Origin of the sequence: uncultured Paraglaciecola sp. (genome assembly GCF_943787955.1) — a bacterium.
Classification (GTDB): Bacteria; Pseudomonadota; Gammaproteobacteria; order Enterobacterales; family Alteromonadaceae; genus Paraglaciecola.
In genome coordinates, this window is sequence record NZ_CALSOK010000002.1 from 472,281 (window position 1) to 484,382 (window position 12,102).

At 39.9% G+C, this 12,102-nt stretch carries 9 protein-coding genes; 6 read left to right on the top strand and 3 right to left on the bottom strand.

The annotated features are described in order from the left end of the window. The first annotated feature begins 7 nt into the window (after nucleotides 1-7). Entirely contained in the window at nucleotides 8-394 is a 387-nt protein-coding gene (locus Q0Y52_RS02785; RefSeq protein ID WP_297817678.1) for a DUF1304 domain-containing protein, read from the top strand. 666 nt (nucleotides 395-1,060) lie between these two features. Here Q0Y52_RS02785 and prsT read toward each other — a convergent pair. Continuing rightward, on the bottom strand, nucleotides 1,061-3,829 hold the full coding sequence (prsT, locus tag Q0Y52_RS02790; RefSeq protein ID WP_297817681.1) for an XrtA/PEP-CTERM system TPR-repeat protein PrsT: 2,769 nt from the start codon (nucleotides 3,827-3,829) through the stop codon (nucleotides 1,061-1,063). 811 nt (nucleotides 3,830-4,640) lie between these two features. Here prsT and Q0Y52_RS02795 point away from each other — a divergent pair. The 4 genes from Q0Y52_RS02795 to Q0Y52_RS02810 all read left to right on the top strand — a co-directional run bounded on the left by Q0Y52_RS02795 (nucleotide 4,641) and on the right by Q0Y52_RS02810 (nucleotide 8,706). Beyond that, nucleotides 4,641-6,386, top strand: a complete 1,746-nt coding sequence (locus Q0Y52_RS02795) for a DEAD/DEAH box helicase (protein ID WP_297817684.1) — start codon at nucleotides 4,641-4,643, stop codon at nucleotides 6,384-6,386. Nucleotides 6,387-6,556: 170 nt separating this feature from the next. Then, entirely contained in the window at nucleotides 6,557-7,948 is a 1,392-nt protein-coding gene (cysG, locus tag Q0Y52_RS02800) for a siroheme synthase CysG (protein ID WP_297817687.1), read from the top strand. A gap of 165 nt (nucleotides 7,949-8,113) precedes the next feature. Beyond that, a complete protein-coding gene (locus Q0Y52_RS02805; RefSeq protein WP_297817690.1) occupies nucleotides 8,114-8,512 on the top strand; it encodes a hypothetical protein in 399 nt (132 codons plus the stop codon). A gap of 8 nt (nucleotides 8,513-8,520) precedes the next feature. After that, nucleotides 8,521-8,706, top strand: a complete 186-nt coding sequence (locus Q0Y52_RS02810; protein WP_297817693.1) for a hypothetical protein — start codon at nucleotides 8,521-8,523, stop codon at nucleotides 8,704-8,706. Nucleotides 8,707-8,809: 103 nt separating this feature from the next. Here Q0Y52_RS02810 and Q0Y52_RS02815 read toward each other — a convergent pair whose 3' ends face one another. Together Q0Y52_RS02815 and Q0Y52_RS02820 are read right to left on the bottom strand one after the other, a co-directional pair. Beyond that, a complete protein-coding gene (locus tag Q0Y52_RS02815) occupies nucleotides 8,810-9,556 on the bottom strand; it encodes a ferredoxin--NADP reductase (RefSeq protein ID WP_297817696.1) in 747 nt (248 codons plus the stop codon). Between the two features lie 416 nt (nucleotides 9,557-9,972). Continuing rightward, nucleotides 9,973-10,266: a putative quinol monooxygenase gene (locus Q0Y52_RS02820; RefSeq protein WP_297817699.1), complete on the bottom strand. Its 294-nt coding sequence runs from the start codon at nucleotides 10,264-10,266 to the stop codon at nucleotides 9,973-9,975. 100 nt (nucleotides 10,267-10,366) lie between these two features. Here Q0Y52_RS02820 and Q0Y52_RS02825 point away from each other — a divergent pair, with 100 nt between their 5' ends. After that, nucleotides 10,367-12,097, top strand: coding sequence for a hydantoinase/oxoprolinase family protein (locus Q0Y52_RS02825; protein ID WP_297817702.1), 1,731 nt, complete (start codon nucleotides 10,367-10,369; stop codon nucleotides 12,095-12,097). The last annotated feature ends 5 nt before the right edge of the window (nucleotides 12,098-12,102 follow it).

Genomic DNA, 12,102 nt, shown 5'->3' on the forward strand with positions numbered 1-12,102 from the left:
AAAATATATGAAGTTTTTTGCGGGTTTTATGACTTTTTTAGTCGCACTCTTGCATCTTGGTATAATGGTGTTAGAAATATTTTTCTGGAATCATCCTGTTGGAAAAAAAATATTCTCTATGACAGCAGAGGTAGCACAATCTTCAGAAGTATTGGCTATGAACCATGGTTTATATAATAGTTTTTTTGGTTTTGGTTTACTTTGGGGCTTAATCAGCAGTAATCAAAGTTTAAAAGTGTTTTTACTCATATGTATCACTATTGCTGGAATTTTTGGAGGACTCACAACTGCGATCAGTGTTTTATATATACAAGCATTGCCTGGCTTCATTACACTTTTGTTAGTCATAAAATCTAAAAGACGCCACGCCGGTGAAGCACATCTGTTCTCTTAGAATGAGCGAAACAAGAACCTCTTTCAATGCATCGATTACTAGCGGAATCGCCATGAAAGGTATGTCAGTATAAGAAGAAAAACTATATTTCCCAATATGGCATGTATTAAAGTCTGGATGGCTTCACAGAGCCTAGTTTTTATTGATTAAAGAGCAATGAGTAAGTTATAGCTTTGTAATTATCAGGCTTGGCAATGTTACTCGGGCCTTGAACAGTTTGACTTTCCTTTGGAAGCAAACACCTTAAACCAGAAGAAACTATCAGATATACTGACTGAAGTTTGTATTACTTTATTGGCTTGCCTGCAAGCAGTTAGATTGTTAAATACCACTCTACTTTTCTCATAAACAAAATTTTTGTCCAATAAGTAAGATATCTAATAAGCCTTGAGCTGCGTATATAACTCGTTATATACGCAGCTCAAGGCAACAATATCATTTTGTAAGAGCATCATGTGACACACTAAAAAGCAGTACCATACTTGTGCTGATACCCATGGGATACAATCAGTTATCTTGTCCAAGCCCCATCAGCTTTACGGGAGCTTTATTTACACCCGGTTACAATCAAAAAGGCCACAGTGTGTGACCTTTTAATAATCATTATTATCTTAACTTCAACTAAATAAACTTAGTCTCTTAATAAAAATGGGGGTATAAAGTGCGCTATTCGATATCAAAGTCAGCTCTTAGTTTTGCTGCTCTAGTAATAGATATCTTTTGTTTCAATTCTCGCTGGTCAAGTTTGCGTTTAGCTAAAAATTTATTTTCTGCCAATAACAGCGCTTCAACGTAATTCAGATAAATTTCCTCATTTTGCATAGCATCGGTTATCGCTCGATCATATAAATTTAACGCCTCTTTATAGTCTTTTTCCGCCACATATATTTGCGCTAAGGTATCTAACGCAGCCGGATTATTTGGTTTAAGTGCAACGGCTTTTTCCCCGTAAGGCATAGCCTTATCAATATCACCTTTTTGCAAATACAAATATGCTAAGTTATTACTGGCAATGTAATTATCTGGATTTTGTTGCAAAGCCACCTCATAAGTCGTCATTGCAGCTGTTGCATCGCCTACCATCTGCCTTTCTGCCAGTAACATCTTGGCGCCCAAATCTGTAGATTGTTTCTCAACATGCTTTTTAAGCAACTCCATACTCTCGTCAGTCTGCTCTAATAAGTCGTAAGTAAATACCAGAAGTCTTAGGTTTCTATTATTTGGCGAAGCATTATAAGCAACCAAAGCGTTTTCCAATGCTAATTCCGGTTGTTTATTGTTTAACTGAAAGCGAGCCATAAAACTTTTGGCTAAAGGTAACCCAAGTAAATTTACTGGCAATGCATCATAGGCCTTTTGGGCATCTGAATAATTCCCTTGCATAAGTAAAAAGTGGACTTTCAACAATTGCATCTGCACATCGTCACGATTGTTAAGATATCCTTGAGTTAATAATGATGCCTCTGCAAACTTATTCTGACTGTCGAGTAATAATAATTTGCCTACTACAGCGTCTTTATTATTTGGTTCTATTGCAAGCCATGCATCATAGTGCGAAGTCGCGGGCCGCAGTTGGTTAGATTTAATGAAACTTTGTCCCAATATTTTCCAATAAGCAGTTGGTAAATCATTTTGATCTTTTACTTCAGTCAACAAATCAATAGCAACTTGGTAATCACTTTCAACCACCTGAATGCGCGCTAAAAGTAAGCGTATAGCAATGTTTGAGGGCTCAAGGTTAAAAGCGGATTGAATTTTTTCAATACCTGATGATTGTTTATTGACTTGTTTATTGACCAAGTAATAGGTCGCTAACGTGGGTATATTATTTGGAAAATCGAACAGTAGTTGTTCTAATAAAAGAAGAGCCTGTGACATTTCTTTTTGTGCCACTGCCACATTAACCAATGCTAATCTTGCTGAGGGTCTTTTGCTGTCTTTCGCTATTGCTTTTTCAAATTCTAATTTTGCTTCAGTAAATTTCTGTTGTCTTGCATACACATCGCCAGCTAACAAATAGGGGATTGGATCATTAGGACTATTTTTTTTCCAGCTACTTGCCAGTTCCAAAGCTTTACCATATTGCTTAGTAACCAAGTATGCTTTTCCAAGAGTAGTTTGTGCACTCACTAACTCAGGTGACTTACTCACCGCTTCCTCTAAATTGACGATGCCATCAAGGTTGTTAAGAGAAAGTTGTAATAACCCTAAGCGGGTTAAATCTTCAGCGGTACGGCTAATATCTGTAGATTTTTCAATTAATACTTTGGCTTCTTTTTCAAAACCATCACGTAATAGTTCATAACTTGCCTTGGAAAATAAAGCGGCATCTTCGTCTGTCAATTGGTCTAGTCTCTCTAACACGTCACCTGCTTCTGAACTGAGTCCTAATTGAAGTTGACTTGCAGCAAGCAACCTGATACCAAGGTGATTATCAGGCAACATTCCAGCTATATATGACAAATGACGATTTGCACTTGTGTAGTCTTGTATCTGATAGCTGGCATACCCTGCGACCAAGCGCAGAGATAGCGTATCTATACCCCCTGTAATAGCTATTTCTGCTCGTTCTAGAGCATTTTCATAATCACCTTTGTGCGCATAAGTAGCAGACTTTAATTGATTCAATATTGGGTTTAGGTCATTAATCAAAAGAAGCTCATCGATGTAAGGTTCAGCATCAGTTAATTCGCCTACATCTACTAACAACTTTGCCAATACAAAGGTTGTTTGTTTATCTTCAGGATAAAACTGGACATAGTCTTTAAATATTTCAGCGGCTTCGCCTGGTTTACCAAGGGATAATTTCAACTGAGCTAATAACTTCAGTACTTCAGCATTTTGCGGAGCTTGTTCACGCAACTCAGATACTGCTGTGGCAGCGGTTTCATAATCTTTATTTAACACCTGCATATAAGCTGCAGTCAGACCTTTGAAAACTGAGCTTGTATCAATTTCCTTCAATGCTTCAATCAATACACGGGCATCATCTATTTTATTTAATCGGGCTAATGCAACCACTTTGAAATAGCCTATTTCAGCTCTTTCGACAGCGGTTAATCCTTTTTGCTCATGCTCTAATTTACTGATGGCTGAGTAGGCGCCGGTATGCTGGTAAGCTTGGGTTAATAGTGGTAATACTTTTGAGGGTTCAAATCCATATTCCAACGCACGATTAAGCTCTTTCTCAGCACTTTCAAACTGTTTTTGTTGAATATAAAACAGTCCAAGTTCAAATCTAGCTTGGGCTGACTTTGGCGCAAGTTGCGCCGCAATTTTTAGTGCTACAATAGCAGCGTCAGGATTATTTTCTGCAACATATTGGTTAGCTTCTTGAATATATTCATCGCTAGTTTGTTTACTGCAACCAGATAAAATGCATAATGCAACAAAATTCAATGTATATTTTAAAAATGTTGAATTCAAAACTTCCATATTGATTATTCCTTGTATAAATAATTTAGACATATTTTACGTTATGCGATCAGCGTTCACGGTATATTTGCAGATTAACACCCACTCTGACAATAGATTTTAAAAAATCAAATACTCCCTCCCACTGAGCATCAAGATCTTCTTTTGCCGCGCTTATGAGTAATTAGTGTATTGACCGTCATTAGAAACATCAATACAAAATCACTCTAATTCAGCTAAGGCATCGGCGATATTATAATCAATCTGAAATTAAAATTGTCAAATGTGTACCAGTTAAGGTGTAACAACTCAGATCAAAAGGTACGTAACTGTCCTTTTATTCCAAAAAAATTTGAAATATTACAAAATGTAAGGCAACTACTATCAGCTGAGAAGACGTTTTGAATGCACCAGGTTGATAAGCATATAAACCACCATCACATAAACAAATTGAAATTAAATCTTTTTTTTCTCAATCGGAAATAGTTATCATTTTTGATAGCTTGCTGGATAAGGTGTGTAAATTTTAAATTTAATTTAATAAAAAGTTTTTTAAAATGAATAAGACAATCTTTTTATGTTAATAAATAAACAAATAGATAACAAATTAGACGCATTGGTTACAATAAAGTACAAAGATTAGCATCGAAAAATGGCATTTTTAATAATAATGCAATTAAACATAGCATTACATGGAGTAAATGTTGGATATCGAATATAATTTCTACTTTGAAACCGTGCCGGCTTCGCCTTAAATAATTGTTTTACTGATTTTAGAAATTGTATTACCGATTCAAATAACGCTGTGCCTGCCTGTACCCTGGGAAAATTGATGACAACCACCACATCTGAAATAACATTTAGAGATTTAAACCTACCCGAAGAACTGCTGCAAGCATTAGATAAAGTCGGCTATGAAAAACCAACACCTATTCAAGCAGAATGTATTCCACTTATTTTACAAGGCCATGACCTTTTAGGTACAGCACAAACAGGTACCGGTAAAACCGCTGCTTTCGCTTTACCCATGTTAGCGAATATTGATCCTGACGATAAAAACACACAACTATTGGTATTAGCTCCAACTCGTGAACTTGCTATTCAAGTAGCAGAAGCCTTCCAAGTGTATGCTGGTTTCTCCAAGAAAATTAACGTATTGCCTATTTACGGTGGTTCATCTTACGATAACCAAATTCGCCAACTTAGACGTGGCACACAAGTTGTTGTAGGCACACCTGGCCGTGTGATTGACCACATCAAAAAAGGCACACTTAAGCTCGACAAACTGAAATTTTTGGTACTAGACGAAGCTGATGAAATGTTGCGTATGGGTTTCATCGACGATGTAACTTGGATATTAGGTCATGCACCTGCAGAGCGCCAAACAGCTCTTTTCTCTGCGACAATGCCTGACCCCATTCGCAAAATAACTAAGCGTTATTTAAATGATCCTAAGTCAGTCAAAATCGAATCAAAGGTGGCTACAGCCAGCACGATCCGTCAACGTTACTGCCAAGTAGCTGGTCACCATAAATTAGAAGCCTTGACTCGTATTTTAGAAGTCGAAAGCTTCGATGGCGTCATTATTTTTGTTCGTACCAAAACAGCCACCATGGAGTTAGCTGAAAAGCTTTCTGCTCGAGGTTATGCGGTTGAACCACTTAACGGCGATATTCCACAAAACTCACGTGAACGAACTGTTGACCGTTTGAAGAAAGGCAAAATCGATATTTTAGTTGCCACAGATGTCGTCGCCCGTGGCCTTGATGTTGAACGTGTTAGTCATGTCATCAACTTTGACGTTCCTTACGATACAGAATCATATGTTCACCGCATCGGCCGTACTGGTCGTGCTGGTCGTGAAGGTGATGCAATATTGTTTATCTCACATCGTGAAAAACGTATGCTGTTTTCTATTGAACGTGCCACAAGACAGACAATCGATGCGATGACTATCCCATCCATTTCACAATTAAACGAAACACGCTTATCTCGTTTTAAAAGCAGTGTCATCGAAGCGATAAGTGATGCATCAATTGAGACACTTATTCCTATCGTCGAGTCAATTCAAGCAGAGACTGAAGCTGCACCTGAAGTGATCATGGCGGCATTGGCTAAAATCGCTCAAGGTGATGAACCCCTAATTCTTAGAGACAGTGATCGTCCCGATTTAAATGCAGCTCCTCCAAGAAATGATCGCAGCGACAGAAATGACCGTGCACCAAGAGATCGCGGCGCTCGTCCTGAACGTGGCGGTGGTGAACGTGTAAAACGCGAACGCAAATCTGGTCCACCCAGTGAAGGGATGCAGCGCTATCGTATTGAAGTAGGTCATACTCATGGTGCCAAACCTGGCAATATAGTAGGCGCGATTGCTAACGAAGCTAATATCAGTAGTAAAAATATTGGTTCTATCGAAATTTATGATAATTTCAGCACTGTAGATTTACCTAAAGATATGCCCAAAGCAACTCACGACACCTTGCAAAAAACGCGTGTTGCAGGCCGCAGTTTAGGTATGCGCGAATGGTCAGAACAACCACCCAAAAAGCGTGGTAACCCGGCTAATCGTGATTGAGCTCAAAGCTTAAATAATAAAAAAGGGGCTTTATTGCCCCTTTTTTATGCACCTGACATTATTTTAATTGCTTATTAATAACCTAATGGAATATCAATTCTGTTTTAATTGGTTTTCACTTCCAGTCTGAAAGGGCACACTAAACATTCAGACCTAACGAGTAATAACACATGCAATACTTCCCGATATTTTTAGATACCACAGACTTAACCTGTTTGGTTGTGGGCGCTGGAGAGGTAGCCGCACGTAAAGTGGAATTACTGTTAAAAACTTCTGCACATATTACAGTCGTAGCACCTTGGGTGTGCGATACAGTCCATCGATTTGCCAAAGAAGACAAGATCCAGCTTTTCGAAAGGCCTTATAGCGAGACAGACCTGACCGATAAACAAATGGTCTTTGTGGCCACAGACAACAGCAAATTAAATGAACAAATACACAATCAAGCACGTGTACAAAAAATATTAGTCAACGTGGTAGACAACACCCCCCTTTGCCAATTTATTACCCCATCTATTGTTGACCGCTCACCTATCATTATAGCGATGAGTAGTGGTGGCGTAGCGCCAGTATTACTTAGATATCTAAGACAAAAACTCGAATCTGTGATCCCCCAGAAAGTCAGTTTATTAGGACTGTTTTCTGAGAAATTCAGAGAGTCTGTGAAAAAACGTTTTAAATCTGTGACCGAACGACGCTATTTTTGGGAAGACGTATTAGACGGAGACATAGCTGAAAACGTATTACAAGGTAACGAAAAAGTCGCTGAAAAAAAGTTTTTAGAAAAGTTAAACGCGCCCGATGCAAGTAAAGCTATAGGTGAAGTGTATCTAGTAGGCGCTGGCCCCGGCGATCCAGACTTATTAACATTTAGAGCCTTACGTTTAATGCAAAAGGCAGATGTGGTGGTTTATGATCGCTTAGTCTCTCCGGAAATACTTGAGCTGGTAAGGCGTGATGCCGAAAAAATTTATGTAGGCAAAGCGAAAAGTAAACATACCATTCCGCAAGATGAAATCAATTCGCTTTTGGCCAAAGAAGCCTTAGCAGGTAACCGCGTAGTGAGATTAAAAGGCGGTGACCCATTTATTTTTGGTAGAGGCGGTGAAGAGCTTGAAACCTTAGTAGAACATGGTATTGATTTTCAGGTAGTACCCGGTATTACTGCTGCTAGCGGCGCAGCCAGTTATGCAGGCATACCCCTCACCCATAGAGATCACGCAAAATCAGTTGTCTTTGCCACAGGTCATTTAAAAGACAATAGTATCGAGTTAAACTGGCAAGGATTAGCACAGCCAGACCAAACCATAGTGTTTTATATGGGACTAACTGGTTTACCCATTATCTGCGAGCAACTCGTAAAGCATGGACTAGCACCCACTACTCCGATCGCCATGGTGCAATCTGCCACTACTTCACAACAAAAAGTCGTGATTGGCACCCTAGAAAATATTCAGCAAAAAGCTGAATTAGCAAACATCAAACCACCAGCTTTGATCATTGTTGGCTCGGTGGTGAGTTTGCATCAGAAGTTGAATTGGTTTGGTAAAGGTAGCGATTAATATCCAAACTTTTAAGAATATAAAGTTAAGACTTAAGATCAATGGTATGAGCTGTTAGCACCAATTTCCAGGTCACCCAATTTTAACTAATCTCCTCAGTAAAAGTGTAAGAATTTGACGAATAGCAATGTTAATATTCAAAGCTTAAACTTTTGGAGAGAGCTCATGGAAAAAGCCACCAGTAAACATGCCGCCTTTAGCGATATGTCACAAAGTACCGCTGAAGATTGGGCCATTATTATAAAAGAACAGACCCCATTTGCGTCAAACGGGGGTCAGCGAGTACTTGAGCATTTACGCCTACTGAAAGGCGATTATGGCGGTTTTCCAGTCGACCGACTGAGTCATTGTTTGCAAACTGCCACTCGAGCATACCGCGACGGTAGAGCAGCTGATTATGTGGTCATGGCTTTGCTCCATGATATTGGTGATACCTTGGGGCATATAATCATCCGGATATTGCTGCTGCCATTATCAAGCCTTTTGTTTCAGAGAAGTTGCACTGGATTGTGCAGCATCACGGCATTTTTCAGGGTAAAAATTTCTTCCATCACATTGGACTAGACCCTGACATGCGCGAACAATTTCGAGCACATAAATATTTTGCCGCTACCGAGGAATTTATAGATAAATATGACTGCCCGGCTTTTGACCCGGAATATGACACATTGGCAATAGAATTCTTTGAACCCATGGTCATGGAACTCTTCGCGCGACCGCTGGACAGCATCTACAAAGCAGCGATAGTCAAAACTTAAAGCCGCCCCCACATACATCAAAGTTCATCATTATCAACACAATGTAAATTGGCTATTGATAAAGTGAGCACCCTCAATATTTCCGTCAGGCAGAAGGCTTAAACTACCAATAACGCTCCAAGGATATCTGCCCCGGCGAACGCCTGAGGTGTTTAGATAAGCCCAATTCACCCAAGGTTTGCGTGGCTTCTTCGATCATGGCTGGGTTGCCACATAACATCACTTGGCTGTGAGTGGCATGAATATTTAAGCCTACTTGTTGTTGAATAGATAATGTTTTCAGTAATGTGGGGATACGCCCGTGTAATCTATCAGCCTTATGTTCACGGCTTACGATTGGCACAAAGTGAAACTTACTCGCATATTGCTCAGACCAGCTTTCAATCAGTGGTATATAGGCTAGGTCCTGCTCATAACGTGCACCATAGACGAGTACTATATTTTCATAACTCTGCCAAACCTGTTCTGTGGCTAACATAGATAAGAAAGGCCCCACACCGGTACCCGTTGCCATTAACCATAAATCTCGGCTTTTGGGTACTTCGTCAAGGGTCAAGAAGCCTGTTGCGGGTGACATGATTTTTAAAGAGTCACCAATTTTTAATGTGTGGAGCTTGGGAGACAACAAACCATGCTCAACAGGGACAGCAATAATCTCTAGCTCATTATCATCAGGTCCACTGACGAGTGAATACGGGCGAGAGAGTATTTTGCCATTTTGATCAACCCCTAGTTTAGTGAACTGCCCTGCCTTAAATTTAGGAAAGTCAGCACAAGAAAAACGTAAACTAAACAAATGATCATTCCAGTCTGTTCTACTCACCACTTTTGCATCTAACCACTGTGCCATACAATTATCCACGTTTGGTATATAAGTTCATATCACAATATCATATGCACGTTTGAATAAAAGTGAGTGTGAATGCGAAACAGTCAACGATAGACAATATACTGACCATTAAAATGCATAAACATTGGGTAGCGCGCAGATACTAAATCCAAACACGCATTGTGACTTTAACTTATGTTATTTCTCTTAAATCAATTTCCAGCCTATCTAGTTTATCTAGTTTATCTAAAAAATCATCGTTCAAAAAAATGCTAATCATGAGCCCATGAGTGAAAATGATCAACAATATGAAATTGAGAACAATCAGGAAAGGTGCAAGTGACGTGATACACCGCATATTGTTCGTTTTTGCTCAATTTGTTACTGCCCCAACTATCTACGAAGAGCTCTTGGCTTATAAAAGTTTAGATGCATGTTTATTTAATTTTTTCAGCGCTAAAAATATGCAAATTTGGTGGTGCTGACACTAGTGTTCTCACTTCTGCAACAAAAGCCTGAGAACTAGGTAAAACAAAATGAGCGTCAATGGCAGCCTGATCTGCCCATTGTTCATAAAAAAACAAACGTAAAGCATTCTCAGGATCTTGGTACACGGCATGACTGATGCAGCCAGGCTCAGTGCGTGAGTGAGCAACATGCTTTTGCGACGCTTGTATGGCTTGCAGCATATGGCCACCTTTTATTAGCAAATCACCGGTAATAATAATCATAACTAACCTTCCCCCTTTTAAAATAATAATCAGTATAAGTTGATAGATTAAAGCATAGGGTCTGGCATAATCATAATGAAGGCACTCAACTACATATCTGATGAATCAAGACTCACATATATCCTACAAAAACTGGCAATTCTGGATTGATCGCGGCGGCACTTTCACCGATATCGTTGCAAGGCATCCCGATGGCACACTAATGTGCAGAAAGTATTTATCTGAAAACACAGAAGCCTATGCCGATGCTGCCGTTTACGGCATTAAATCCATTTTAGATATTCATCCATCTGATCCTGTACCTGATGGTCTTATAGACAAAATTAAAATGGGCACCACAGTAGCGACTAATGCCTTGTTAGAACGCAAGGGTGACTCAGTTTTATTGGCTATCACTCAGGGCTTTAAGGATGCACTTGAAATTGGCTATCAAGCGCGACCCGATACGTTTGCCTTAAAAATTGAAAAGCCCGATATTCTCTACACTCAGGTCATCGAGATAAACGAACGAGTCACAGCTAAAGGTGAAGTTGTGCAAGCCCTAGATATTGAACTCAGTAAAAAGGCATTGGAAACAGCTTACAGCCAAGGTCTAACAGCCATTGCTATAGTCTTAATGCATGGCTATCAACACACCCAACACGAAAAACAATTGATGCAATTAGCTAAGAAAATTGGTTTTAGCCAAATTTCAGCTAGCCATGAAGTCAGCCCTTTGCAAAAGCTCATTTCCAGAGGTGAAACCACCTTAGTCGATGCTTATCTCACCCCCATATTATTGCAATATATACAAAATATTAGCCAAGGTTTAAACCAACACACCCCCGCCCAATTGTTATTTATGCAATCATCTGGCGGCCTGACTAACGCTGACACATTTCGTGGCCGAGATGCCATATTATCTGGCCCCGCTGGCGGCATAGTCGGTGCTGTACACACCGCCAAACTAGCCGGTTTTGATAAGATCATTGGTTTTGATATGGGCGGCACCTCAACTGATGTGTCGCACTATGCAGGCGAATTTGAAAAAGCCTACGAAACCAAAGTTGCTGGGGTACGTATGCGTGTGCCTATGCTGCACATTCATACCGTGGCGGCCGGTGGAGGATCAATTTTACGTTACCTAGATGGGCGTTTTCGGGTGGGTCCTGAATCTGCTGGCGCTATGCCGGGTCCTGTTTGTTATCGGCGTAATGGTGAACTGGCGGTAACTGATATTAATTTATGTTTAGGCAAAATTCAGGCTGATTTTTTCCCCAGTATATTTGGTCCAGAGCAAAACCTACCTCTAGATAAAACGAGCTCCGTAAAAGCTTTTACTGACATTGCGCATAATATTGGTGATGGACGAAGTGCTGAAGATGTTGCCGAAGGTTTTCTAGCCATAGCGATTGAACACATGGCACAAGCCATTAAAAAGATATCCATCGCGCGGGGTTACGACGTGTCTAAATATGTGCTGAATTGTTTTGGCGGCGCAGGTGGGCAACATGCTTGTTTAGTGGCTGAAAAACTCGGTATAAAAACTGTATTTTTACACAGTTACTCGGGTATTTTGTCAGCTTACGGTATGGGTTTGGCCGATATAAAAGTAGAACGTCAAAAAGTCGCGTGCCCACTGATTCAAAGCGGTGATGCCTCGGCAATGCAAGTTGCTATTGAAAATCTTAAACAAGCCAATATTGAAGACTTAACCAGCCAAGGTTTAAGTAACAGCCAAATTCATCATCAAAGTACCGCGTTGATCAAATACTTAAATACCGATACCAGTTTACACATTCCATTAGACTCATATTCGGCGATGGAAAAAAAACTTTATCCGCCAACATGAACAAC

Excerpts from the sequence above, each read along its gene's own strand:
- Q0Y52_RS02805 (WP_297817690.1), top strand. The coding sequence starts at position 8,114 with ATGGAAAAAGCCACCAGTAAACATGCCGCCTTTAGCGATATGTCACAA.
- Q0Y52_RS02785 (WP_297817678.1), top strand. The coding sequence starts at position 8 with ATGAAGTTTTTTGCGGGTTTTATGACTTTTTTAGTCGCACTCTTGCAT.
- Q0Y52_RS02825 (WP_297817702.1), top strand. The coding sequence starts at position 10,367 with ATGAATCAAGACTCACATATATCCTACAAAAACTGGCAATTCTGGATT.
- Q0Y52_RS02810 (WP_297817693.1), top strand. The coding sequence starts at position 8,521 with ATGCGCGAACAATTTCGAGCACATAAATATTTTGCCGCTACCGAGGAA.
- cysG (WP_297817687.1), top strand. The coding sequence starts at position 6,557 with ATGCAATACTTCCCGATATTTTTAGATACCACAGACTTAACCTGTTTG.
- Q0Y52_RS02795 (WP_297817684.1), top strand. The coding sequence starts at position 4,641 with ATGACAACCACCACATCTGAAATAACATTTAGAGATTTAAACCTACCC.
- Q0Y52_RS02815 (WP_297817696.1), bottom strand. The coding sequence starts at position 9,556 with ATGGCACAGTGGTTAGATGCAAAAGTGGTGAGTAGAACAGACTGGAAT.
- Q0Y52_RS02820 (WP_297817699.1), bottom strand. The coding sequence starts at position 10,266 with ATGATTATTATTACCGGTGATTTGCTAATAAAAGGTGGCCATATGCTG.
- prsT (WP_297817681.1), bottom strand. The coding sequence starts at position 3,829 with ATGGAAGTTTTGAATTCAACATTTTTAAAATATACATTGAATTTTGTT.